Here is a 26,699-nt window from a genome sequence, read left to right as displayed (position 1 = left end):
GAGTTTAAAAAGTAATATCCAATCCAATACTAAAGCTTCTCACGTTGGGATATGCCCAGACAGAGTTATCTGTTTCGGGATCGAGACCTTTATAAGGAGTTATTACGAACGGATTGTTGATGTCGGCGTATATACGAACGTTAGAAACGATATTCTTAAACTTCTGGGTAGGAATATTGTAGCCTAATGTGATGTTACGACAACGGATGAACCAGGCATCTTGCTTAAAGAAATCACCATATCCGTAGCTGCTGTCGCTCTGGAAGAAGCCCGGGCGCGTAGCTGTTGTATTGTCACTAGCCCATACGTCTTTCACTGTAGTAGGCATATTGTAGCCACGGTACATGTTTTTTACACCTGTCATACCATCGGCACCTACTAGCCAGCGATCTTTGTAAGAACCGTAGTTCACCTTGTCAAACTGTCCGTAGAAATAGATATTCAGATCAAAATTCTTATAGCGTAGTGTGTTATTGAAACCGACGAGGTATCCGGGATCACTGCTGCCGTAGAATACCATGTCAGCCTCATCCATCTTACCATCAGGCTTGCCGGTTTTTAGCTGCTTTCCGTTTTCATCTACCTTAATAGAACCGTCGGTATTGCGTTGGAAACCGTCGAGGTCTTTCAATTTAACTTGTCCGGGAACTGAACCGGGCATCCAGGCTATGTTCTCTCCTGTTTGAATAATGCCATCGGACAGATAACCATAGTTACCTCTCAAAGGCGCATCGTAGATGCTATATACGGCAGGTTTCCATGATGGATCGCGTTCTTTCCATTTGTCGCGATAGAAAGAGAATGTCAGGTCTGAAGTCCATGAAAAATCTTTTGTATCAATGTTACGCGTATTGAGTGTTAGCTCGAAGCCGGTACTCTGAGTTTTGCCGATGTTGGCATAAATCTTATCTAATTCCTGGAAAGAGAGCAGTGCCCGTTCGCTCAATCGATCGCTTATTACCTTCTTAAAGTATTCGGTAGTTAGGTTAATACGGTTGTTGAAAAATCCCAAATCGATACCGAAGTTCCATTCCTTGGTTGTTTCCCACTTTAGATCTACATTACCTATCTGTGCCAGGTATACCCCTTTCGATTCATTGTCGCCAAATGCACTGTTATTACCTACCTGATAGAAGCTGATAGCACGGTTACCGATGTTTGATTTACCGGTTTCGCCATAGCTGGCACGCAGTTTTCCGTTGGAGATAACAGAAGACAGTGATTGCATAAATGCTTCGTCAGAGAAGCGCCATCCCAAAGATACTGATGGAAAATATCCCCAACGGTTGTTCTTTGCAAAGTTCGAGGCACCATCTGCACGTAGTGTGGCTGTTAGCAGGTAGCGACCCATAAAAGAGTAGTTGGCACGTCCGAAGAAAGAGGCCATTTCGCTCTTTCCTGCCGAAGAGCCTACACCGGGTTTGGGGGCTCCGCCTGCATTCAAATTATTAAATAAAAAGCCATCGATTAAGAAACGGTTGTTGCTGGCTGATAAGCTTTCGTAGTTGAATTGCTGAAATGAGTGTCCTACCATGACGTTGAAGTTATGGCTACCGATCGTTTTTGAATAGTTGGCGGTTAGTTCCATCAAATAGTCGGAATGGTCAGACTGTGCAACGTCGGCTTTGCCACCCTCTTTTTGTCCATAAAGAGTGGTTTTGGGCAAGTAAGCCTTACGCTTTTCATAATTACGGTCGATACCGAAATTTGCTTTCAGTTTTAAATCTTTTATAGGTTCTACCTCTACAAACAGGGTTCCGAGCAAACGCTCCTTGATGGTTTTGTCTGTGATTTCGAGCATGGATACGGGGTTGGGCAAGAAAGCAGCTTCCGTATTTAGTATATAATCGTTGTTTGCGTCTTTAATAGCCAACACCGGGTTAAATTGTGCGGCCGATACCATGATGCTGGCGTTCTCGTTTTGTCCCACACCCAAAGGTACATTATCATAGGCATTTCTTGATAAGGTAAGATTGATACCTGCTTTTACATATTTGCTCAGTTTGTGTTCTAAATTGACTCTTGCCCCGAAGCGTTCCATACCGCTGTTTTTTACCACACCGTTCTGTTTCAGGTAATTTCCCGAAATCAGATATTTGGTAAACTCACTGCCGCCCGTAATTGATATGTTGTGTTGTGTTTGTAGCCCCTGTCGGGTAATTTCGTTAAACCAGTCGGTCTCGTTGGCCGGATTGCTTATTTGCGCATCGGTATAACGGGGGATAAAGGGTTTACTTGCGCTGGTTGCATTTCCGTAAGGGCTCATTTTATTGCTTTTCAGCCACACCTCCTTGTCGTAGCGATTGGTTTGAGTCATAAAATCGGAGGCGCTTAGCATTTCATATTTGCTGGCCATGTTCTGAACGGAGAAGTTGCCCAAATATTGCACCTTGGGGGCGCCTTGCTTGCCTTTCTTGGTGGTTACAATAATAACACCGTTGCCTGCACGAGCACCGTAAATCGCTGTAGAACTGGCATCTTTCAATATTTCAATCGATTCGATATCGTTAGGGTTGATCGATGCCAACACATTATCCTTGCTGCCGGCATCGTATTTGCCTGTCTTCAATGCCCCCGGATCGCTTACCGGAAAACCGTCGATAATGATCAATGGGTCATTGCCTACATTGTCCGAAGAGGCTGCACCACGTACGCGAAAGTTTACCCCGCCTCCCGGTTGTGCACTAACCGTAGTCGCTTGAAATCCTGCTGCTTTACCTGCCAATGCATGGCTGATAGTGGTAATCGATCCCAATGGTTCATCGCTCATTTTTACTGTCGAGATGGCTCCCGTCAGATCTTTTTTCTTCATGGTGCCATAGCCTACCACCACCACTTCGTCGATCAAAGCGGTGTCGTCTACTAAAACTACCTTTAGGCTTTGAAGTCCTTTTACACCGACAACCTGAGTGCCCATGCCGATATACGAAACCTTCAGCTGTGCGTTCTCAGGCACATCTGCCAAGGTAAAAGCTCCTTCGAGGTCGGTGATAACACCATTTTGTGTTCCTTCTACAAGGATGTTGGCTCCGATAATTGGTTCGCCATTTTTATCGATCACTTTTCCACTAATCTTTTTGGTATCAGTTTTGCTTTGCTGCGCCAACTCTTTTTTAATAATAATATGTCCGTCTTGGAAAAGGTAAATACAGCCACTTCCTTTCAGTAACTCACTCATTACCTCCCGAACACTTTGCCCCGTTGGAATTGTTTCTAATTGTTTGTCATCATTAATGTCCAATCGGTTGTAATCGATAAATAACTTTGTCTGTTTCTCAATTTGCTTAAAGGCTTCTTTAAGCGTCATTCCGTTTTTCTTCTCGAGAGTAACTTTCTGTTGCTGACCATAGGCAATGGTACTGCATAATAACATACAAAATAATAGGACTTTGGCTCTCCTATTACCTGTGCTCATCTGTGTTAGATTTAATTTCATACTTTGTACTTTAAAATTAATAATTGTGTTCCATAAGAGCAATAGTTTAACTCTTGTCTACATATAAGTAAGCCAAAGAAGGAACAACACACAATGGAGGGCCGTTTTTTTTAACAGCTTATCTAATGGAGAATCTATCGCCGGATTTTCCATTGTTTATTATCGCGATCGAAGGATGTAAATGGCCGGATTTTGTTTACTACTTGATGTATACAGCTTTGTCTTTGATACTATACTTTAGGTCTATTAGCTCTTTGAGCACCTCTAAGGCTTCGTAAAGTGTTTCGTGGGGGGTAAACTTCACATTATAATGCCCATAGATGTATTTATTCGAATTGTAATGAATGGTTGTTTGGTATCTGCGCTCTAATCCGTGTACCAACTCATCGAAAGAGGCATCTTCAAAAATTAAATAACCCGCGCGACACATTTTATAATGATCTAAGTCTATATTGTGAATGGAGATTGAATCGTTCTTTCGGTTATAAACTAGTTGCTCACTGGGTTTTAGCATATAAGGCTGTTTATTGAATACATCTACCTTTATACTACCTTCCTCTAAGGTAGCCCGTGTCTCGTCTTCATTTGGATAGGCCTCAACGGTAAACTCAGTGCCGAGTGCCTGTACATCTATTTGTGCTGTTTTTACTATAAAAGGTTTTTCCGGATCTTTTGTTACGGAGAAAAAAGCCTCTCCGGTTAGGTAAACAGAGCGGTTGGCGGTATTATCAAAGCTTTCCGGATATACCAACAGCGAGCCTGCGTTTATCCAAACTTTAGTTCCATCGGGTAGTATTAGCTCTGTATGCTCATCAAATGGAACAAAACATTGTAGCATATGTATGTTATCTGGCGGGCTGACATAATCTTTTGCAAACCAAGTTACGGTGACCGAGATGAATACGATAGCCAATATGGCGGCATATTTTGTCCATGTGGGTAAATGGAACCTTTTCTTTGCAACGGGCAACTCCATTTTTGATCTTAACTCAGACCAGTCTTTGGCAGTGCTGACGCTGTGTGTGATATGTTCTGACTCTTTCCACAAGTCCTCTAATGATTTCTCTTTCTCAGAGGTGTTTACACCATCTCGTATCCAGATACCAAATAGGCGACGCCCTTGTTCTGAATATCTTTTTCCGAAAAATCTATTGATGAAATATTTTATTTCTTCTGTTTCCATATCACTTTTCTTTGATGTCTTGGTCTATATAAATATAGTTTTGTTTATAATAATGTAGTTTACATACGATGCAACGCACAGTATATTTGTGTTATTTAACTGTTGATAAAGTAAATAATAAATGTAATAATCGTTTTGCGTAAAATTGATAATGCGGCTGTTAAATGATTTTCGACCGTACGCTTACTAATACCTAATTTCAATGCGATTTCTTCGTTTGGAAGCCCTTCTTTACGGCTCATGATGTAGATGTTTTTTTGTTGTGGAGAAAGTTGGTTGACTATTTGATCGATTTGGGCACTTAGTTCTTTTGCAAAAAGCTTTTCCTCTTCTGAAACACTGTTGTCAAGGCGATCCGATAGGTAAGACTCCTGATACTTTTCTTCGACTGACAGGTGATCATAGTAATTATAGATACTACATTTGGCAATTCGGAAAAGATAAGCGGAGAAATTCTCTACCTTTGCTAATTTTTGACGATTCTCCCACAAGGATAAAAAGATGTCTTGAGCCATGTCATGTCCTAAATCAATATCATGAACCAAGCCTGTGATAAAATAGACGAGTCTTGGCTGATACCCAAAAAATAGACGTTCAAAAGCAGCTATGTCCCCGTTTGATGTAGCTAAAAGGTCTTGGTGTACTTTCATCGTTCTATATCATTCATGCGATTATTCTTCCGTTTTAGATAAAGGTCGAGCAAAGGTGCGAAATAATGGCTAATTCACAAAGAGTTGCCCAACAAAAAAAGTATCCAGAACCATACTTTCCTTTAGCTAACGGAACTAGTATATTAACACTGTGTTAACTACGTACTCATTGATACCAAGAGTACGTAGTCATTCATCCTAAAAGTACGTACTCTTGCATCGAATGAAATACGAAAGAGGTGAAGCGATTAACAATGTTAAAATGAAGCTTTGAGCTTTTTGCTCAATTGCCATTGCTTTACTACATTTTATTTGATTAGCAATGATCAGTATATCAATGGCCTACCTGCGTTGTAGATGTGTCTGATAGATATTTTATGAATATTTATTTGGTAAATATGCAAATAAGGCGTACTTTTGCAGGCAAATTATAAAACAGTATGAACCAATCATCATCTACATATACCATTTATACGATTGCTTTGAGAAGTATGTCTCGGAGCAACCACTACATTATGCACTCGCATTGGTTCAACGGATTCATGTAAATCTCTCTTGTTGATTCTCTTACTTTGTTGAGTTCCATCTAAGTAAGGGTTTATATCCGGCAACTGTTGCCGGAAGAGATTATTATGTCATTTCTATATCTTAATTTTAGTATCGATATGTTTACGATTATAACTGTGATGTTCTTTGGTGTGGGTATTGGCTACCTGTTTCGTCGGGTTAAGTTTTTACAAAAGACCGAAAAGAGTATCTCCCTGACTATTTTATTATTGCTCTTTATTCTGGGTATCTCTGTTGGTTCAAATGATTTAATATTAAATAACCTGGCAAGCTTTAGCGGTCAGGCAGCTGTGTTGGCCTCATCGGCTATTTTCGGAAGTATATTGGCTTCCTGGTTAATACTGAACTTGTTTTTTAAGAAGGAGGAAAAGAAATGAGAGGAAGTTTGAGAGTTGTCTTGTTTTTCTGCATCGGTTGTGCGGTAGGTGTATTCTATCAGGTCGAATTTGATACGCATCACATCTCGATGATGATACTCTATGCACTGATGCTGCAAGTAGGTATCAGCATTGGCAGTAATAAAAATCTGAAGATGATTATTGCCCACTTGCGCCCTAAGATGTTGATGATACCGCTTGGAACGATTGTTGGTACACTGCTGTTTTCGGCACTGGCCAGCCTATTGCTGAGTCGTTGGAGTGTATTCGAATGCATGGCTGTTGGAAGCGGTTTTGCTTATTATTCGCTCTCTTCGTTGCTGATCATGCAGTTCAAAGAACCTTCTATCGGAGTGCAGTTGGCCTCCGAACTGGCTACCATTGCTTTGCTTGCCAATATCTTTCGCGAGATGATGGCACTATTGGGCACACCGCTTATACAGAAATACTTCGGTCGTTTTGCTATTATCTCTGCCGCCGGAGTCAACTCAATGGATGTGCTTTTGCCCTCCATCACGCGCTATTCGGGCAAAGAGATGATTCCCCTTGCCATCTTACACGGCATACTGATCGACCTCAGTGTACCCATCTTCGTTTCTTACTTTTGTAGTCTCTAACCACTCTTTGCGGTTGGTTAGAAGCTGATCGAGAAAAGCATCTCCGCCTGAAAACGTCCGTAGTCGATGGGTTGGGTAAGACGTACGCCGGTAGTGAGCGGATAGCTCATGCGCAGTACGTTCCAATCGAATACAAGGTCGATACCGGCCGAACTTTGAGTCGTCCACCCGTTCTGCTGATTGGCCTGATTTTGGGTCAGGTCGTAGAATAGGTTGGCCCGTAGTCTGCGAATATAGATCAACGCTCCCAGACTTACATCGGGCGAGCAGATTGAGAAGGCATAATCGCCTTTAACAGCCCATTGCTGACGGGTTTGGTAGAGATAATTGTACCCCCGGGTGCTTTCGAGCAGTTGTTCGGGAAGATACAACGCTTTGCCGTTCAGCGCTTGGTATTGGTAGCCGAAGCGGAGCATAAGACCTTGATTGCGGATGAAGCCCGGCCAGTAAGTCGTTAGTCGGGCAGCATACAGACTTCCGTAGTTCTCGCTGTTGAAAGGCGAGCTGAGGTGTTGCAAGCGAAGCTGATAACCCGAACGGGGAAGCAGGTCGCGCGCTGCCTTACGGCGGTAGTTATAAATCCGCACTTCGGGCAGGATGTACTGAAAATTGCGATACTCCCGACTGTCAATCTGCTGATATCTGTTATTAGTTACATAATACGTCAACGCGGGCTGAATACCTCGTATGCGATCATTCTTACTTAGGTTGAACGGTAGGTAGATGCGTGCCTGCGCCTCTAACAGGTTGCGGTTGGTATATTGCCCTTTCATGGTTTCGTTGCCCTTATCATTTTTCACCCACGACATATCGAATGCTTTGGCTCCGTAATCGACTGATAAATCGATCACCGGAAACCATCCCTGATACGTAAATGCCAGTTTGCCGTGATGATGCCCCTTGCTATAATACCAACCGGCTTGCAGGGTGGCTGTGTTCAATGCGTTTTGCGATAAGATCATTGCACCGGGCTTCACCAGCGTAGCCAGATCATCGGCTCCGGCTTTCAACGCATCGGCTACATTGTAGTAAAAAGGTGCCCAACTGTGTATCTTGAAGGTGTGCGTACCCTTGTAATATCGCTTCGGAGCAAAGGGCACAGGTGTGAGTTGGGCTGTGTCCAGGTTGTATCCCTCTTCTGCTGCCAATGTAGCGGCAAATGGAGTGGGGGTGGGCTTCGACAAGTCTGCCCTTTCGTGCAGCATGCTGTCGGTAGGTAGTGATGCAATGCGATACCCTTTCGCCTGATAGTCGGCGTAGAGCAACCGGTCGTTGGCAGGAGTGAAGGCGGGGTCGAATGCTCCAAAGCGTGCATCCGTAGCCCGGTACACCAATGAGTCGGTGGGGTTGAGGTAATAAATATTGTTGGTTCCGTTAACGCCCGATTCAAAATACAACCTGTCGTTGTTCCAAACCGGCGAAGTAATATTGACCGATGTTGCTTGCAGCAGTTTGCGCCACGTGCCGCTACGGGTGTTTAGTTCCAGTAGATTGATGCCCTTATCGTCGACCGTTACCGCAATGACGGTATTGGTTGCTCCGAAGGTCAGCTCTTTGATGAAGCCGTTGTCCGGTACTTGAAAGGCGGCAATCTCCTTTCCATCTTTTAGCTGAAGCAGTACCAGTTCATTGGTGCCGTCTATTTGGGGGCGTGATACGGCTGCCAGACTTCCTGTTTTATCAATATCGGGTGCCAGATAGCGTTGGCGTGGAGTAAGCGTGATGATGCGCCCTGTCGAGAGGTCGTATTGTTTGAGTTCCGAATAGTTTTCGTGTGCCCAGCGGATGCCGGGAGTGATCTCCGTCCAATAGATGCAACCGTTGTTGAGGCTTAACCGACTGTTGATGTTGCCGATGTACGTCAGACGTTGTTCTTTGCCGTTACGGATCGATACGAGTGAGTTGATGTCTTTCAGACTTGATTTCAGTGCAATGACCGTTGAGTCGTTCAGTACCTGTGGGTATCGATAGGTGGTATAACTCTTCGCTTCGGGCGATAGGTAGGTGGGTGGTAAGGTGTTGGAGTCGAGCTTTTCCCACTCTTTCCTTAAATAATCGAATGTATCGTCGTAAAGCCGGCTGATACCACTACTGGTAAAGTGCTTGAAGGAGCCTGCAAAGAGCAGGTTGCGTGTGTATCGGCTCGTTGTTTTGTCCCAAATATCGGCTCCATAGCGTTGACGTGCATACGAAGCCATGTCGTAGCCCAGGGCATAATACGTACCTGTATAATCTTTGTATGAGCCCAACTGCCATTTATCGAACGAGTAGAAGCGGTCGGCTCCCAGCATTTGTGCCCGGTAGGCCATGTTGAACTCGGGCATTCGTCCGCGTCCTCCGTTAGACAGTCCGGTTTCGGTACTTACTGCATCGCCTTCGAGAAACCAGGTAGGCAGGAAGAAGGAAGCTACGCCTGCTGCCTGCTCGCCGATGATGTAGTAAAGTGGCTTGAAGATGCCGCTCATGACCTTTCCTGTTTGAAATACGTGTCGCGATTCGTGTAGTACCAAGTGCTTGTCCCAACGTTGCATACCCAGATCGGAAGAAGGGGTTGTAATCAGCTCCATGCGGCGGGGAGCCCATGCCACCATGCCGTTCGAGTTCATATTGGCTGGATGCAGAATCACCGGAAAGGTTGCTTTCATCGGTTTACCAATCGTTTTCTGTACATGCGGATAGGCATTTTCAAGGTACAGTGCATAGCGATAAGCCATAGAATCGGTACCTTGCGGGTATATCAGATCATAATGAGGCAACTTTACGATATTCCATTTGAATCGTGCGGGGTCCGAACCGTAGTCCATAAATTGTGCTTGCATACTAAGTGGCAGCAGTAGAGAAACTACCGTAAGCAGTCCGTATTTTAATAGCGACATATATAACGTTTTATAGTACAGAGGGCAAAGATATTATAAAAACTGAATATGTACATCTAAAAAGTGTCTATATGATGCCAATCACACCCATATTCATACGTTATCGTATCTTTACATCGAGTAACGGGCGAACGCCATCAGGCAAAACCAGTTCTTCGTACCGGGTACGATATCCTTGATAGCATTGCCCGGAAAGGTCAACGCGGTATTTAGGTGGAAGTACCAGTGCCGGGAGTGGAAATACTTCACGGTGAGGTTCAGCTCAGTTCCGTAGTAGTGCGATTGCATCACCGATAGTCCCGGATTGCCTCCCAGATTGTTGGTTTGCGGAGCGATGAACGACCATAGCTGGGTTACTGTCTGTATCTTACGCACGGGCGAATAAATCAGTTGCATCATATGGGTCATCTCATTCGAGTTCTGAACCATCTTATACATATTCGACCCCTGTACCCACTGCTCGCCGTTGCCGCCTGTATAGAGCGCATCCCACCGTTCGTAGGCTTGTGTCTTGGGGTTATCGCCCGAGAAATAAGCGAAGCGGTAGCTTAGTGCCGGCTTTCCTACGGTAGTGGCAAAGTTCCATCCCAGTTGTGCATACCACGCGTAGGCGCGCATACGGAAGTTACTGTTGGTCTGGTAGCCTCCTTCGGTTTTATAGAAAAACCCCGGTTGTCCTGTCGGTTGATTGCCGTACAGTCTGAGGTTATATACCCAGAGTCCTTTGCGTTGATGTACCGTTCCGTCGGGTTGGTAATACTTCACATCCGACCGCAGGGCATTAATCACACTCGCACCCAGTTGCATCCTATCGCTGCTGCCCAGTTGCACATCCAACCCATTGAGGATGGTACGGCTGTAAAAGATAGGCAGTTCGTTGGGTTTTAGTTGAAAGCCTTGAATCAGGAACTTATCCCACCGGAAGGTTCCTAGCAATAGACTTCGGGCAGCCCAGCGCGGATTTATCTGTAAGGCGGCCCGTTCCTGTCCGTTCATCGAGGTGTTGATAATCAGCCAGCCGTTGCCCAATACAAATTGCTTGCGTCCATAGAGTAGGGCGTACGAATATTCATGCCCGTTATCGAGCTTTTTGCCTCCGATGAGTCCCGCAAAGGCATCTTCTATCTCGCCATGAAAGCGCGAACGGTCGCTGAATAGTTCACGTCCTGCACTAAACGATACAATGTAGCTCGCCCCTCCGTAGAGATGGAAGTTCCATTTCGGGATAACCCGTGTAATGCCGTAAATACCACCCATGGCAAATCCTTCGACCCAACCCGTGTATCCTTTTCCTACGGGATTATCGACCATCGGATTGCCGGTAAGTAGCGGGGTGGGTTGTGCAAACCATGCGTTGTTGTTGCTATATCCCATCTCCGAAGCCGCCAGTTTGAACGTCAGCAGGGAACTGGGTGCCGAATAGATAATAGGAAAGGATTGGATGTCTTTAAAGATATTCGACCGTGGCGAAGTGGCAAACCCCGTCTCGATAAGCTGTACATTGACGATTATGTTAACACTTCCGTCGCCCAGCGAAACAACGTCATAGCCGGTTTTCTCGACAAAAGGCAGATTCTTGATCTGCGCCAGATAGTAGGTGATCTGGAATTCATTGAAGTGACTGTAGTGTTGTACAAGGAAACGGCTTTCTATTTGTTGCTTTTCGCTTGTTGCCCTTGCCGAATCGGTTGGCAGGTTGCTGTATGCGAATTGTATCGACTGAATGCGTTCGCCTTCGTAGATGGATAGCGCATTGTTACTTTGTCCCATGGCTTGTGTATATACCAGTAGAACCAGCAGTAACGTCAGAACTTTTTTCATAAAGGAGTATAGTTAAGGATAAATGATGAATGGTCAATGATGAACGATGAATGGTTCATGCCCATGCTGCTTAGCATTCACCATCCATCATTCATCATCGACCACTGTTTAATAGTCTGTCCAACCGCCATCGGTTGCCATGATGGTACCGGTGATGGCCGATGCTTCGTCCGAAATCAGGTACAACATGGTCGATGCCTGTTCCCACGGGAATGAGCCGCGATGTTCGGAGTCGCAATACTTCAATAAGCTCATCGTCTTGATACTGCCCATGCCGAAGCCATTGCCGGCCTTCTGCTGTGCTTTTACAAACTCGGTGGCGCGTTCTACCATCGGAGTCAGGGTTTCGGCCATATTGACTGAGTTGATACGGATGCCGTAAGGAGCATAGTCAATGGCGGCATTGCGTACCAATCCGTTCACGGCATGCTTGCTGGCCACATAAGCGGGGTTGCCCGATAGTCCGGTCATGCCGGCTATCGATGCCACTACTACAATGGCTCCACCGTTGTTCTGTATCAGCATTTGGTCGAGTACGGCCCGCATTGACTTAAAGGTTCCGGCGGCATTGGTGGCAAATACATTGTCCCAGTATTCGTCGGTGGCCTCGGTAATCATGTTGGGCATCAACTTGCGTTGTGCTTCGTCGAATTTGAACGGAGTGCCCGAAAAGACACCATCCATCACTCCCGCATTGAGCACGGCATAGTCCAACTTGCCGTAGGCTTTAACGGTTTCGCTCACGGCTCGGCGGCAATCCTCATCTTTCTGAATGTTGCCCCATACAAACAGTGCTTTACCGCCCATGGCGTTGATCGAGTCGGCTACATATTTGCCGTCCTTCTCGAGCCAGTCCATAATCACTACATTGGCTCCCTCTTTGGCTGCACGTACGGCAGTCGATTTGCCGATACCGCGAGCCCCTCCGGTAACCAGAATCGTTTTTCCCTGAAAGCGATTGGGGATAAAGTAGTCTTCGGCCAGACGGTGCACATTTTGCTTCTTGATGGCTTGGCGCGAAACACCCGGCACTTGTGCCGACATAAGAACAGCGCAGGTTGCTACGGCGATACACAGAAATAATCTTTTCATTGATGTAGGTTTTTAATATGAAAGTAGATACTTATTCGATATTGAATAGATCGTTCAGTCCTTCGCTCATGCTGGGGTGCGTGAAGATGAAGTCGCGCAGGAAAGTATATTTCTGTCCGGTCTTCATGGCCACGTTGACGATGTTGATGATCTCGGGAGCACCTGCACAGAACAGGGTGCAGCCGATGATGCGTCCCGTCTGGGCATCAATAACAGCTTTGAGCATACCGGCTGTCTTTTGCAGCGTGCGGGTACGAATGACCGATAGAGCGGGCAGCTGAGATACTTTGATAGAATAACCATGACGCATGGCCTCCTCTTCGGTAAGACCAACGTGAGCCAATGGCGGGTCAATGAAGAGTGCATACGGAACCGGGTTTCTATCGGCCGTGCTGCGGGTACGGTCGCCAAAGAGTTGGTTGCGAATAATCCGGAAGTCGTCCAGTGACAGATAGGTGAATTGTGCTCCTCCCTTTACATCGCCCAACGCCCAGATATGAGGGGTCGTTGTATGCAGGTGTTCATCTACTACAATAGCCCCGTGAGCATCGACTTGTACGCCGGCTTCCTCAAGGTTGAGGCTGTCGATGAGTGGTTTACGTCCGGTTGCTACCAAGATGGCCGATGCTTCGAGGTGGTGGGGAGTGCCGTTCGCAGCATCGATATAGGATAGCGTAACGCTCCCATCGGTATCGGCTATGGATTGTACACGAGCATTCATGCAGAACTCGACGCCTCTCGCCTCCAGGTCTTCTTTGACTTTGGCGGCTATGTCGCGATCTTGAGCGGGGAAGAACTTATTGCCTCCTTCGATCACGGTCACTTTGCTACCGAAGCCTGCATACATAGAGGCATATTCGAGCCCGATGGTGCCGGCACCTACAACAATAAGGTGATGCGGAAGCACATCCAGATCGAGTAGGGTGGTACTGGTATACACGCGTTTGCTATCGCGTATGCCTTCGATGGCGGGTAGAATGGAAGTCGATCCGGTATCTATGAAAATCTCCTTGCCCTGTAGGGTCAGTTCTTCGTCGGCAAGCACTACTTTTACTTCTTTTGGCGATAGGAAGAAGGCCGAACCGTTATAAAACGTCACGTTGGGATGGTTGGTGAGGTTGTTGAAGTTCTTTTCGCGCAGAAAAGCAGTCATCTTGTCCTTTCGGGCAACGGCATGTTTGTAGAAAACCGCTTGTTTCTTGTACTCGTCCTTGAACAGTGTTTCGGCTGTTTGAGCTTCGTGGATGAGGGCTTTGGTTGGAATGCAGCCAACGTTGATGCATGTTCCGCCATACATCTTTTCAGATCGTTCAATGAGAGCGACTTTCCAGCCGCGATTAGAGAGTTCGGCAGCAAGTGTCTTTCCACCTTTGCCAAACCCAATGATAATGGCATCATATTGTTTCATATGCACTTAACTTTAAAGGGTTAGTGCGAGATGAAACAAATGAGAAGCGATTTGGTTTACTCCATAGCCGATGCATCGAACGAAAGTGGCAACAAATCGCAAATGCTGTTGACCTCGTAGATGGCTTCTTTGCCGTAAAGCAGGATGCGGATGGGTTGTTTGTAGCGTTTCTCGGTTTCGAGTATCACCTGTCGGCAAGCACCGCAAGGTGGAATGGGAACCTCAATAAAGTCGCGTTCGGTACGTGCAGCGATGGCCAATGTTACAACAGGCTGATCGGGATGCTGCGAGTTGGCATAAAACAAGGTGGTACGTTCGGCGCACAGCCCCGAGGGATAAGCGGCATTCTCTTGATTGGTGCCGGTTACCACTACTCCATTGCCCAACAGTGCGGCTGCACCTACCGAGAAATGAGAATAAGGAGCATAGCTTCGTTTGGTAGCCTCTTTGGCTGCGAGCAACAGCTCTTGGTCTGCCTGGTCTAGTTCGTGCAGTTGATATACTTTGATAACAGTTGTAATGGTGAGATCTTTCATTTGAGTTGAGGGGTTCGTTTTACAAATAATGTCACAAAGTTAGGAAAGAGATTGATAATCCCAATTATTTTTATGATTTTTGTACCTTCATAATGCATAGACCCCAATATAATGAATAAAAGATTTCTTACGCTTTTTGCGTTCATCCTCTTGCTAACATTGTGTGCCGACGCTTACTCGCAGAAACGAAACAGCCGCTACGTGGAGTACGTAAACCGATACAGTGAACTTGCCGTTGAGCAGATGCGCGAACACCGTATACCCGCCAGTATAACCTTGGCACAGGGACTTCTAGAAAGTGGAGCAGGTATGAGCGAGCTGGCGCGTAAGAGCAACAATCACTTCGGCATTAAGTGTGGCAGTAGTTGGAACGGGCGTACCGTGAGTCACGATGACGATGCACGCGGTGAATGTTTCCGCGCCTATCGCAACCCCAAAGATTCTTACGAAGACCACTCGGCCTTCCTCAAACGTGGAGCTCGTTATGCGTTCCTGTTTGAGCTCGATCTGACCGACTATAAAGGATGGGCTCGCGGACTCAAGAAAGCCGGATATGCCACCGACCCCTCTTATGCCAACCGATTGATTACGATTATCGAAGACTACGAACTTTATAAATACGATCGCAGAAGCGGACGTGCACCCAAACCCGAGCCTACGCTGATGAACCCTCATCAGGTATACATAGCCAATGATATTGCTTACGTGATTGCTCGCGATGGCGATACTTTCAAAGGCCTGGGCAAGGAGTTCGACATCAGTTGGAAGAAGCTGGTTAAGTACAACGACCTGCATCGCGACTACACCTTGACCAATGGTGACATCATCTACCTCAAGGAGAAGAAGAAGAAAGCCTCGAAACCCAATACCGTTTACATCGTCAAAGACGGCGACTCGATGCACACCATTTCGCAGATGTACGGCATCCGCCTCAAGAACCTTTATAAGATGAATCGCAAAGACGGTGAGTATGTGCCCGAAATAGGCGACAGACTAAGGCTTCGCTAACTCGCCGTTGTGTTTCAATACTGTACAGAGTGTCCGATATCGGACACTCTTTTTTTTATTCTTTCGTCTTTCTATCAGTGTTTTATAACTTTGGCATGGTATTGGCAATCTACTATTCGTATCATTCCCTAAACGTAATACCAAAACATAAAAAGAAACGATATGGACAGAGAAATTCCCAAAGAAGTACGTAACAAAGAGCGCAACAAAAAGATAATCCGCTGGGGTAGCATCGGCATAGGTGGTGTGGTACTTGTCAGCGTGCTCATCTCCCTGATGCGTGCCGGGGTGCAGAAGAAGGATCTGGTGCTATCGACGGTCGATAAAGGAACCATCGAGGTAAGCGTCAGTGCCTCGGGCAAGGTAGCTCCTGCTTTTGAAGAGATTATCAATTCGCCCATCAACAGCCGTGTGATTGAGGTTTACCGCAAAGGAGGCGACAGTGTTGATGTGGGTACGCCCATCCTCAAACTCGACCTGCAAAGTGCCGAAACCGATTATAAGAAGCTACTCGACGAAGAACAGATGCGACGCTACAAGCTCGATCAGCTACGGGTCAACAACCAAACGAAGCTATCGGACATGGCTATGCAGATCAAGGTATCGACCATGAAGCTGGCTCGCATGAAGGTGGAACTGCGCAACGAACACTACCTCGACAGCCTCGGTGCGGGTACTACCGACAAGGTGCGGCAGGCCGAACTAAGCTACAACGTGGCGCAGCTCGAATATGAACAGCTCAAACAACAGTATGCCAATGAGCGCGAGGTAGCGGCTGCCGAACTGAAGGTACAGGAGCTCGACTTCAACATCTTCCGCAAGAGCCTGGCCGAGATGAAGCGCACGCTCGATGATGCACAGATACGCTCGCCCCGCAAAGCCATCCTCACCTATATCAACAACCAGATCGGTGCACAGATTGTACAAGGCGGACAGGTGGCCATCATCTCCGATCTGAGCCACTTCAAGGTAGAGGGCGAGATAGCCGATACCTATGGCGACCGTGTAGCAGCAGGCGGAAAGGCGATTGTTAAGATAGGAAACGAGAAGCTCGAAGGAACGGTGAGCAGCGTTACGCCGCTGTCGAAGAACGGTGTCATCTCTTTCTCGGTACAACTGACCGACGATAACAACAAGCGCCTGCGTTCGGGACTCAAAACAGACCTCTACGTGATGAATGCCATCAAAGAAGATGTGATGCGCCTCGCCAATGGCTCTTACTACGTGGGACGTGGCGAATACGAACTCTTTGTGATGACCTCCGAGGATGAGATTGTGAAGCGTAAGGTACAACTTGGCGATTCGAACTTCGAGTTTGTCGAAGTACTCGGTGGGCTCAAAGTAGGAGACCGTGTGGTAGTGAGTGACATGAGTCCGTACAAGAATAAGAACAAACTCAAAGTAAAATAAAGATCGGTATTATGATTAAACTCTATTTAAAACAAGCCTGGCAATTGCTTCGGCAGAATAGGCTGATTACCTCTATCTCCATAGCCGGAACGGCTCTGTCTGTGGCTGCTGTGATGCTTGTTGTCTTGATTTATCAGGTAAACTATGCCAATTACGCTCCCGAGAATAATCGCTATCGTATGCTCTACGTTACCAGTATGAGTGCCCGGTCGGCAGATGATGCCGGAAAGAATAACGGGCAGATGAGTTTGCGGGTGCTCCGCGAATGTTTATATTCGCTTCAAACCCCGCAGGCTGTTACGGGAATAGCCAAAGCGAAGCAGTTTATTAATAAGCCCGGAGAGCGCTTGTCGACTTCATGCACTGTTCTCTTTACCGATCAGTCGTTTTGGCGAATCTTCGATTTCCATTTTATATCGGGTGGTCCTTTCACTACTACCGATATGGAAGCAAAGCTCAGGCGGGTAGTGGTTTCGGCAACGATGGCACGTAAACTGTTTGGCACTGCCGATGCGGTGGGGGCGACCTTTCGAATGAACCACCTTAATTATAAGGTGTGTGGAGTGGTGGACGATGTTAGCCGATCGGCTCAGGTTGCATATGCGGATGTATGGATTCCTTATACGGTCAATACAGAGTTGATGAGCGGTTCCCGTTCGTACGAGAACACAACCGGCCCTTTTTCAGCTTACCTGCTGGCAGCTTCATCAAGTGATTTCGCAAGCATTCGTAAGGAGTTGCAAGAGAAGGTAAATCGCTTCAACGGATCGCTGGCAGAAACGGAAATAGATTTCATTTATAGCCCTTATACGCAGTGGGAGCGGATTATAGGTGCCAACGGATTCTCTGAGCCGAAACTGCAACAGTGGCTTCTAAATACAGGTGGAATGTTGCTTTTCTTGCTTTTGCTGCCTGCACTCAATACGATAGGTATCACGTTGACTCAGTTTCGTAAACGTCGCAGCGAGATTGGTATCCGAAAGTCCTTTGGAGCACATTCCGGCATTCTTGTTATGCAGGTACTGACGGAGAATTTACTGATCTCTTGCATAGGCGGAGCCATCGGATTGATTTTCTCCTATGTATTGCTCTATCTGTGCCGTTCTATCCTTTTTACTACGATGCCTCACTTTAGTTTTGAGATGCTATTACAGCCTGCTACTTTCCTGTTGGCGTTTCTCTTTATCTTAATACTCAATTTACTGAGTGCAGGATGGCCTGCCTATAAAGCAGCCCGAATGCCGATTGTACAAGCCTTGAATGATTTAGAATAATAAATACGAAGAAATGATGATACGACAATTACTTAAGCTTATTTGGAATCAGCGTCGGCAAAATTCCTGGATTGCGTTTGAACTCCTGCTTGTGTTTGTGGCACTATGGGCGATTGCAGACCTGTTTGTGGTACAAACAACCTTATATCTCCGTCCATTGGGTTATCGGGTAGAAAACTGCTGGCGACTCTCTTTTGATAACTATACGCAAGAAGCCACCGAATATGAATCCGATACGCTGCTTCATAAGACACAGGGGGAGGCTCTGACCGCGATTCTCGATCGCTTGCGTCGTTGTGATGAGGTGGAGGATGCTTGCGTAGCCTTCTTCTCTTCGCCTTACTCTTCGGGCAATACATGGCGTTCCTTGCTGCCTTGTACCGCCGATTCGGCACGCTTTAAGGAGCAAAGTTATCATTGTTATTACGTTACTCCGGAATATTTCAATGTATTCGGCATTCGAGGACAAGGCGGTGAGGCACTTGATGAGTTGTCTCGAAAGCATCCCTCGGATATCTTTGTCACTCCCGAATTGGCGGTCGATTTCTTCGGTAGTATCAATGCTGCTGCCGGACAGAAAGTAGTGATGTCTTCCGGTGGTACGGAGGTTCATATTGCGGCAGTAACCACACCCATTCGCGAAGATGACTTCAGTCGTTCTACCGCCATGTTTTACCAGGTAATGGATGCTGCCGAAGTAGAACAACGCTCCGGTCTTTTTGGTGCCGCTATGATGGAGGCCAGTTTACGCATGAAAACGGCTATGACACAAGAACAGATGGATGCTTTCTTGATTGGTTTAGGAGATCGGTTACGCGATGGTAACCTGTACGTGAATGGTGCCGAAAGCTGGTTGGATAAACGCGATTCGCTCCTTGCTCATACGTGGCAGATGCTCCATATCTCTCTCTTGTTGGTGCTCTTCATTCTGCTCAATGTATTCTTTGGAGTAATCAGTGTATTTTGGCTGCGTATCGAACAGCGTCGATCCGAAATAGGACTGCGTATGGCCATGGGCAGTACCCGTAGCAAGGTGGGTTTCTTTTTCACTGCCGAAGGGTGGTTGTTGCTGGTAACCATTCTTCCGTTGTCACTGATCGTTATCGCCAACTTCTTTGTGATGGAGATTCCGGAAACCTACCATATTCCTTTTACCTGGTGGCGTTTGTTGATTGGGTTGGGGCTTGCACTGTTTGTGTTGCTCTCTATCATCAGTTTGGGAACTTGGTTTCCTGCAAGCCGTGCAATGAAGGTACAACCGGCAGAGGTATTACGCGATGAATAGAATCGTTAAGTGTTAGCAATCAGTACGGTTTTCGATTAAAATGATACGTAAATACTTTTTTTACTTACATCGTTTTCTTCCTGAACAGGCGAAATAGCGTGATTACGAATGATTGTAGTGCAATAATATGTAGATTTGCTCTCTATATGATTATAAATATACGATATTATTCATGAATATACTTCTTTCCAAGTGAAGAGAGGGCTCATTTCGTCCGAAGATAGTACCCATTTGGTCCGAAGATAGTATCCTTTTGGTCCGAAGCAGTGTTTCTTTTGATTCGAAGCAACGCCTATTAGGCTTTCATTCTACCTTATTTAAATATAGATGATCGCTATCTATTAGCCAACTTCCAGATCGTTCACAGCACTATCGTTCTGTTTTCCTCGACCGCTGCAAGCGTATAAGCCATTCACGCATCGACTGAAAATACAAAATGTCAATACTATAGTTGCATTGCCTGTTGGTCGTTCTTATCGGATATCGTCCGTTGTTCCGTTCGCTGGCGAGCACAGTGTTCGTTATCGGACAGGTTCTGTTTTATCTAAAGTGCACATAATAAGTTATTTACTTATTTGGCATACCATTTGATTATTAGTTATTAAAGTAATACACGAATATCCATTAACAAAATACATAGACTTATGATTACACTTACTTCACTCTCTAAAATCTATCGCACCAACGAGATCGAGACAGTAGCTCTCGAAAATGTAAACCTGACGGTGAATCGTGGGGAGTTCCTCAGCATCATGGGCCCATCGGGTTGTGGTAAATCAACCTTGCTCAATATCATGGGCTTGCTCGATACACCTACCACGGGGAGCATCGAAATAAACGGAACACGTACCGAGACGATGAAAGATAAGGAACTGGCTGCCTTTCGCAACAAGGCGTTGGGGTTCGTGTTCCAGTCGTTTCACCTTATTAACTCGCTCAATGTGCTCGACAATGTGGAGCTTCCCTTGCTCTACCGCAAAGTAAGTGCCGGCGAACGCAAACGGTTGGCACAAGAGGTACTTGAAAAGGTAGGATTGAGCCATCGCATGCGACACTTCCCCACACAGTTGTCCGGTGGACAGTGTCAGCGTGTAGCGGTGGCACGTGCCATCATCGGTAATCCCGATATCATCCTGGCCGATGAGCCTACCGGTAACCTCGATTCGAAGATGGGAGCGGAGGTCATGGAACTATTGCACCGGCTAAACCGCGAAGACGGCCGCACCATTATTATGGTAACACACAACGAAGAGCAAGCTCGGCAAACGTCGCGCACCATCCGTTTCTTCGACGGACGTCAGGTACAATAATGAATTCAATTCAACAATAAACAAAAGAAAAAAATGAATACCAAACTATTTCTAATTGCAACCCTGTTGCTCATAGGCGCACTTTTGCTCCCCATCTATGCACAGTCTGATAAAGTAATTGTCCGCAACGAGGCGGTATCTACCTTCTCCGCCATCCGTATGGAGGCAGTGGGCGACATCATTTTTACTCAATCCGATGATTGCTCTTTTCGCATGGAGGGACCGGAGAAGTATCTGGCAAAGCTCGTGACCGAGGTGAAGAACCACACCTTAGTGATCCGTATTCAGGAACAAGGCAAGAGAAACAATAAGATGAAAGGGGTGAAATACTACATCACCGCACCGACCTTGTCGACTGTCAAGATAAGCGGTGTGGGCGATTTCATCAGTACCCAGCCTCTCAAACTGAGCGATCTGCTACTCGCATTCGAGGGTGTGGGTGGTATTCGCATCAACGACCTCACTTGCAAAAACCTTCAACTGAAGATGGAGGGAGTAGGAAAGGCCGATATCCACCTCAACTGTGATCACCTGCGGGCGAGTGTCGACGGTATTGGTAGCGTAACGCTGTCGGGTCAGGCCAAAACGGCGCAGATAAGCAAAGATGGGATTGGCAGTGTGAATACGAAGAAATTAACTGTTGAGGAGTAAGTTTGTAGGTTTGAATAATCAACGCATAGAATTATGATAAAGCTTTATTTTAAGCAGGCGGTTCATCTGCTCAAAGAAAACCGGCTGCTGAGTATCATATCCATTGCCGGAACAGCCTTTGCCATTGCCATGATTATGGTGATTGTGATTACGCTGCGTGCCGGTATATCACCGATGGCACCGGAGAACAACCGCGACCGGATGTTGCTAGTCAAATCGATACGTTGTGCCAGCAAAAGCAATGAACGATGGAAGAGCCACGGGCTGATGTCGTATACTACTGCTAAAGAGTGCTTTAAGAAACTAACGATTCCCGAAGCGGTATCCGTTACGGGATGGAGTGCGGATGAAATGCTTGCTTCGCTTCCTGCAGGCGATAAGATTAGCTGCGATGTAAAACAAGTCGATGCAGCTTATTGGCGTGTGTTCGACTTTGCCTTTCTAAGTGGGAAGTCCTTTACGGAAGCCGACTTTGAGTCCGGATTGCCTCGCGTAGTGGTTACTGCAGAAATAGCCCGCAAACTTTTTGGAACGACCGATGCGGTAGGAAAGACACTTTTACTGAATCATGCCGAATATACGGTTGTCGGCGTAGTGAAAAACGTATCTCAACTAACCGAAGGAGCGTATGCGCAAGCATGGATACCGTTTACAAGTACCAATCTTACTGATGATACATGGAGCAATGGGATTATGGGGTCGATGCGCGTATATATTCTGGCTCGTTCGACTGCCGATTTCTCTGCCATTCGTCAAGAGTGCAATCGTCTTCGACTGCTGTATAATACAACATTGACTGATTATCAAGTCGAATACATGAATCAGCCCGATACTTATTTTATCTCCTCCTATCGATATAGTGCCAATAACCTGCCCGATGTGAAGGGAGCCGTCATTACGCTGATTGTTTCGATGGCTATCCTGTTGCTGGTTCCGGCCATCAACTTGTCGGGGTTAACTTTGTCGCGTATGCGTAAGCGTCTGCCCGAGATCGGTGTGCGGAAGGCTTTTGGTGCTACACGTAGCGAACTGATGATACAGGTTCTATCTGAAAACCTACTGCTCACTCTGCTGGGAGGAGCTGTGGGATTGGTGCTGAGCTATGCGAGTACGATCCTGTTGAGCGATATGTTGTTTGGCAGCGTGATGTCTGCCTCGATGAACGGAACCAATACCGTGAGTGCTTCCTTATTGTTTAGTCCGCAAGTCTTCTTGCTTGCATTACTGTTCTGTTTGGTGTTGAATCTGTTGAGTGCCGGCATACCTGCTTGGCGTTCTACCCACACCACTATTGTCGATGCATTAAATCAACGTTAACTCCCTGAATGATGAATATAATATTATTATTGAAACAGTTATGGAACGAACGCAAGAGCAATACTTGGCTGTTCACTGAATTATTGCTGGTATTTGTGGTGTTGTGGTATATTGTCGATTGGGCTTACGTGAGTGCCCGTACCTATTACGAGCCTGTAGGTTTTGACATTGAGAACACGTACTTGATGCGTTTGTCGGTCAAAACCGATAAGTGTAGTACGTATAATCCCGATACGCTTCACCGCAATAAGGCCGGGCTCGATGTGCTCGAAATAGTTAATCGCCTACGCCGATTGCCCGAAGTAGAGGCGGTCGCTATTTCGCAGAATTCTCGCCCGTATACGGGTAGCAATTCGAGCATAAGCCTGCGCGTCGATACACTTTCGGTTACTATGCTACGCCGTCCCGTGACCAAAGATTTCTTCCGGGTGTTTCGCTATGAAAACGTAGACGGTAGTGGTTGGCAAACACTCTCTACAGCTCTTGAAAAGAAGCAGTTGGTGGTTTCGGAGAACTTTCTTCCCCTGCGATACAAAGGAGACCGTACGTTACTCAACAGAGAAATCAGTAATCTCGACGACTCCACCGAAGTATATCGTATCGGAGCTGTTACGAAAAAGGTGCGTTACAATGACTTTTGGTCAAACTATGGCGACCGTTACGCTGCTGTCTTGATAACCGAAGAGGAGATGACCGACTTGAGTCCTCACTACATTGGCTGGGTTGAATTTAGTATCCGTGTGAAACCCGGAACCGATGCCGGATTTGCAGAGCGGATAATGAAAGCATCGGATGCACAGTATAGTGTAGGGAATGTATTTATTCTCAATATCAAACCTTATAGTAAGATACGCGAATCCTTTCAGATCAGCTCGGTCAACGAAGTAAGAACCCGCATGTGGATGATCGCTTTCTTGCTGGTCAACATCTTTTTGGGCATCATCGGAACCTTTTGGTTGCGTACCCAACAACGTCGTGCAGAACTAGGCTTGCGTATGGCAATGGGCTCTACTCGCCGTGGCTTATGGACTCGACTCAATGGAGAAGGATTGTTGTTGCTGACGCTTGCCATGCTTCCGGCACTGATCATCTGCTATACCATCGGTCATGTCGATCTGACGGATAACTGGAATATCGACTGGAGCATACCGCGGTTACTGATTGGTGCTATCGTTACGTTTATATTGATGGCTTTGATGATCGTTGTCGGTATCTGGTATCCGGCACGGCAGGCAATGAATATTCAGCCCGCGGAAGCCTTGCACGAAGAATAACGAAACCAAAGAATGAAGATGGTTAAACAATATATTAAACAAGCATTATATCAACTCAAAGAAGACAAGCTTATCAGTCTTGTTTCTGTAATAGGCACGGCGCTGGCCATTTGTATGATTATGGTGATTGTATTGGTGTTGCAAGTGCGTGTTGTAGATTCCGTACCTGAGGTGAATCGTTCCCGCTCACTCTATGTCAAATCGATGTCGGTACGGATGAAAGGTGATACGAGTGGGAACTCTTCTAACGGAGGGATGTCGGTTGTTACTGCCCGTGAGTGCTTCAAGGCACTAACTACACCCGAGGTAGTAACGGTTATGTCGATCAACGAAAAGGTACGTGCGTCTGTACCTGGAGGTAACAAGATGACTGCGGATAAGTTGGAGACTGATGAGGCATTCTGGAAAGTATTCCAATTCCAGTTTATCGATGGGAAACCTTATTCATCAGCTGCTTTCAGTAGCGGATTACCTCAGGCAGTGATCAGCGAAACGGTAGCTCGCAGAATCTATGGAACGACTGACGTAGTGGGGCAAACCCTGCAACTCAATCATGCCGACTATACGGTAACCGGAGTAGTGAAAGAGGTATCGAAGTTAGCAACTGCTTCTTATGCCCAGATTTGGATTCCTTATACCTCGACCGAAACAACTCAACTGGTCTGGTGGGGTACTGTTATGGGTGCGATGCGGGTGGTTATTCTGGCCCGTTCGCCCGATGACTTTCCGATTATCAGAGCAGAAGTCGATAAGTTAAGGCAGCAATACAATAGTGGTTTGAAAGATTCGGAGGTATTTTATCGAGGACAGCCAGATACACAATTCGTTTACCTCTATCGCAAATGGGGACAAGCACAGCCCGACACCGTGATGTTACTCCTTCGGTTTGCTTTGATTATTGCAGTGCTGCTACTGGTACCTGCTATCAATCTGAGTAGTATGACGTTGTCGCGTATGCGCAAGCGTATGGGCGAGATGGGGATACGAAAAGCATTTGGTGCAACGGCAAATGAACTGTTGCGGCAAGTCTTTCTTGAAAGTCTGCTGCTTACCTTGCTTGCCGGAGTATTGGGGCTGGGGCTGAGTTATGTTACTACGTTTCTATTGAGTGATTTTCTGTTTGGCAATAGCGAGAATACAGCTCGTATGGGTAGTTTTTCATTAGCGGGTGATATGCTGCTGAGTCCACTACTTTTCTTGGCTGCTTTTGGATTTTGTTTATTACTTAATCTACTATCGGCAGGTATCCCTGCCTGGAGAGTATCAAGAATGAATATTACCGATGCATTAAACCAACGATAGACTATGAAATCAATATTGAAACAAATAAAGAACGAACGTAAGAGCAATACCTTCTTGTGGGCAGAACTTTGTCTGGTATTTATCATATTGTGGTTCATTGTCGATATGGTGTACGTAACGACACGGGTTTATTTCGCACCGATGGGGTTTGATATAGAGCATACGTATGTGATGAGACTGAATCGGCTTACCCCCAAATCGGTTCTCTATCAACCCGACTTGACGATTGACGATGATCTGGAAGCGCTGAAGGAGATTGTAGATCGCTTAGCACATCGCCCCGACGTAGAAGCTGTGAGCATTTTGCAAAACTGTATCCCTTATAATGATGGTTCCAATGGAATCGGTTTCACAATAGATTCTACTTCGGTCAGTTCTTTGCATCGATGGATAACTCCCGGCTTCTTTCAAGTCTTTCGCTATCAGAATATAGACGGATCGGGTAGTAAAAGTTTGGATGATGCACTCGAAGAACAGACAATAGTGGCGTCAGTCGATGTGGCCGATCAGTCTCCTAATTTCCCTGTACACGGGGAGGCTTTGCGTGGACAGATGGTGCAAGTAGGTAGCAACAAGGAGGCTCCCAAGTATCGAATTGCTGCACTAAGCGAACCGGTTCGTTATGATCATTTTACGCCTGCAGGACATTGGGAGAGTCGGTATATAGCGACTTATTTACTTGATGGCAGTATCAAAGCCATGGGCGCAATACGTTATCTTGAAGTCTCCCTTCGTGTGCGTGAGGGCTATACTAACGGCTTTGCCGATCGCTTGATGGAATATGCCGATCAATTATACCAGGTCGGTAATATTTATATTCTCGATCTTCAATCGTTGAATGACATCCGTCGGGCACATGAAATGGATAACATGAATGAACTGCGTACCCAATGCTGCATCTTGTTTTTTTTATTACTTAACATCTTTCTGGGGGTTATTGGTACTTTTTGGTTTCGTACACAGCATCGCCGTTCCGAGGTAGCATTACACATGGCGTTGGGTGCTTCAAGATCGGCTGTCTTCAAGCGTTTGATTTTTGAAGGTCTGCTATTGCTTACGTTTGCTGTCCTTCCGACTATGATAGTGACTTTTAATTTAGGTTATGCTGAAGTAGTTGAAACTTCGCGTATGCCGTTTGATATAGTTCGTTTCTTGGTGGGCACATTATTAGCTTATGCGTTGATGGCTTTGATGATTGTTGTCGGTATCTGGTATCCGGCACGGCAGGCAATGAATATTCAGCCCGCGGAAGCCTTGCACGAAGAGTAATAAAGACTTTGAGTATACTAAAGAAAAAGGAAGCAC

The 26,699-nt window shown here is 46.2% G+C and carries 20 protein-coding genes; 12 read left to right on the top strand and 8 right to left on the bottom strand.

The window, feature by feature from the left end; genetic code table 11:
* Positions 1–4: 4 nt before the first annotated feature.
* The 3 genes from TY03_RS04195 to TY03_RS04185 all read right to left on the bottom strand — a co-directional run bounded on the left by TY03_RS04195 (position 5) and on the right by TY03_RS04185 (position 5,269).
* Positions 5–3,436 carry a SusC/RagA family TonB-linked outer membrane protein gene (locus TY03_RS04195; RefSeq protein ID WP_394330871.1) on the bottom strand — a complete coding sequence of 1,144 codons (3,432 nt, stop codon included), beginning with the start codon at positions 3,434–3,436 and terminating at the stop codon, positions 5–7.
* A gap of 199 nt (positions 3,437–3,635) precedes the next feature.
* On the bottom strand, positions 3,636–4,619 hold the full coding sequence (locus TY03_RS04190; RefSeq protein WP_042367691.1) for a FecR family protein: 984 nt from the start codon (positions 4,617–4,619) through the stop codon (positions 3,636–3,638).
* A gap of 95 nt (positions 4,620–4,714) precedes the next feature.
* Entirely contained in the window at positions 4,715–5,269 is a 555-nt protein-coding gene (locus tag TY03_RS04185) for an RNA polymerase sigma-70 factor (RefSeq protein ID WP_042367690.1), read from the bottom strand.
* A 665-nt stretch (positions 5,270–5,934) separates the two neighbouring features.
* Between TY03_RS04185 and TY03_RS04180 the strand changes: the two genes are divergently transcribed.
* Both TY03_RS04180 and TY03_RS04175 read left to right on the top strand, forming a co-directional pair.
* Positions 5,935–6,213, top strand: coding sequence for a LysO family transporter (locus TY03_RS04180; RefSeq protein WP_042369127.1), 279 nt, complete (start codon positions 5,935–5,937; stop codon positions 6,211–6,213).
* Entirely contained in the window at positions 6,210–6,830 is a 621-nt protein-coding gene (locus TY03_RS04175) for a lysine exporter LysO family protein (RefSeq protein WP_042367689.1), read from the top strand. The genes TY03_RS04180 and TY03_RS04175 overlap by 4 nt, the downstream gene beginning before the upstream one ends.
* Positions 6,831–6,847: 17 nt before the next feature.
* On the opposite strand, the gene TY03_RS04170 is transcribed toward TY03_RS04175, so the two are convergent.
* The 5 genes from TY03_RS04170 to cdd form a co-directional block, all read right to left on the bottom strand.
* Entirely contained in the window at positions 6,848–9,706 is a 2,859-nt protein-coding gene (locus TY03_RS04170) for a TolB family protein (RefSeq protein WP_042367687.1), read from the bottom strand.
* 111 nt (positions 9,707–9,817) lie between these two features.
* Positions 9,818–11,527, bottom strand: coding sequence for an alginate export family protein (locus tag TY03_RS04165; protein ID WP_052332389.1), 1,710 nt, complete (start codon positions 11,525–11,527; stop codon positions 9,818–9,820).
* Between the two features lie 108 nt (positions 11,528–11,635).
* A complete protein-coding gene (locus TY03_RS04160; RefSeq protein WP_052332388.1) occupies positions 11,636–12,619 on the bottom strand; it encodes an SDR family NAD(P)-dependent oxidoreductase in 984 nt (327 codons plus the stop codon).
* Positions 12,620–12,650: 31 nt separating this feature from the next.
* Positions 12,651–14,027 (bottom strand): FAD-dependent oxidoreductase, encoded by a 1,377-nt coding sequence (locus TY03_RS04155; RefSeq protein ID WP_042367686.1) that lies wholly within the window; start codon positions 14,025–14,027, stop codon positions 12,651–12,653.
* Positions 14,028–14,083: 56 nt separating this feature from the next.
* On the bottom strand, positions 14,084–14,563 hold the full coding sequence (gene cdd, locus TY03_RS04150) for a cytidine deaminase (RefSeq protein WP_042367684.1): 480 nt from the start codon (positions 14,561–14,563) through the stop codon (positions 14,084–14,086).
* A gap of 111 nt (positions 14,564–14,674) precedes the next feature.
* On the opposite strand from cdd, the gene TY03_RS04145 reads away from it, so the two are divergent.
* The 10 genes from TY03_RS04145 to TY03_RS04100 all read left to right on the top strand — a co-directional run bounded on the left by TY03_RS04145 (position 14,675) and on the right by TY03_RS04100 (position 26,663).
* The gene (locus tag TY03_RS04145) at positions 14,675–15,571 is read left to right on the top strand and encodes a glucosaminidase domain-containing protein (protein WP_042367682.1); all 897 of its coding nucleotides are present in this window, start codon (positions 14,675–14,677) and stop codon (positions 15,569–15,571) included.
* A gap of 162 nt (positions 15,572–15,733) precedes the next feature.
* Positions 15,734–16,981 carry an efflux RND transporter periplasmic adaptor subunit gene (locus TY03_RS04140; protein WP_042367680.1) on the top strand — a complete coding sequence of 416 codons (1,248 nt, stop codon included), beginning with the start codon at positions 15,734–15,736 and terminating at the stop codon, positions 16,979–16,981.
* Between the two features lie 11 nt (positions 16,982–16,992).
* Complete coding sequence (locus tag TY03_RS04135; RefSeq protein WP_042367678.1) at positions 16,993–18,255, top strand: ABC transporter permease; 1,263 nt, start codon at positions 16,993–16,995, stop codon at positions 18,253–18,255.
* A 13-nt stretch (positions 18,256–18,268) separates the two neighbouring features.
* On the top strand, positions 18,269–19,540 hold the full coding sequence (locus TY03_RS04130; protein ID WP_042367677.1) for an ABC transporter permease: 1,272 nt from the start codon (positions 18,269–18,271) through the stop codon (positions 19,538–19,540).
* Positions 19,541–20,184: 644 nt separating this feature from the next.
* Positions 20,185–20,850 carry an ABC transporter ATP-binding protein gene (locus TY03_RS04125; protein ID WP_042367675.1) on the top strand — a complete coding sequence of 222 codons (666 nt, stop codon included), beginning with the start codon at positions 20,185–20,187 and terminating at the stop codon, positions 20,848–20,850.
* A 33-nt stretch (positions 20,851–20,883) separates the two neighbouring features.
* Positions 20,884–21,501: a GIN domain-containing protein gene (locus tag TY03_RS04120; RefSeq protein WP_042367674.1), complete on the top strand. Its 618-nt coding sequence runs from the start codon at positions 20,884–20,886 to the stop codon at positions 21,499–21,501.
* Between the two features lie 33 nt (positions 21,502–21,534).
* Positions 21,535–22,818, top strand: coding sequence for an ABC transporter permease (locus TY03_RS04115; RefSeq protein ID WP_042367672.1), 1,284 nt, complete (start codon positions 21,535–21,537; stop codon positions 22,816–22,818).
* A 20-nt stretch (positions 22,819–22,838) separates the two neighbouring features.
* Positions 22,839–24,092, top strand: coding sequence for an ABC transporter permease (locus tag TY03_RS04110; RefSeq protein WP_052332437.1), 1,254 nt, complete (start codon positions 22,839–22,841; stop codon positions 24,090–24,092).
* A gap of 18 nt (positions 24,093–24,110) precedes the next feature.
* On the top strand, positions 24,111–25,394 hold the full coding sequence (locus TY03_RS04105) for an ABC transporter permease (RefSeq protein WP_042369119.1): 1,284 nt from the start codon (positions 24,111–24,113) through the stop codon (positions 25,392–25,394).
* A 3-nt stretch (positions 25,395–25,397) separates the two neighbouring features.
* A complete protein-coding gene (locus tag TY03_RS04100; RefSeq protein WP_042367670.1) occupies positions 25,398–26,663 on the top strand; it encodes an ABC transporter permease in 1,266 nt (421 codons plus the stop codon).
* Positions 26,664–26,699 lie beyond the last annotated feature (36 nt).

The sequence above is a fragment of the Bacteroides neonati genome (assembly GCF_000499785.1).
GTDB classification, from domain to species: Bacteria; Bacteroidota; Bacteroidia; order Bacteroidales; family Bacteroidaceae; genus Bacteroides; species Bacteroides neonati.
Note: the sequence above shows the minus strand (reverse complement) of the source record. Positions and strands in the feature narration are given on the sequence as shown.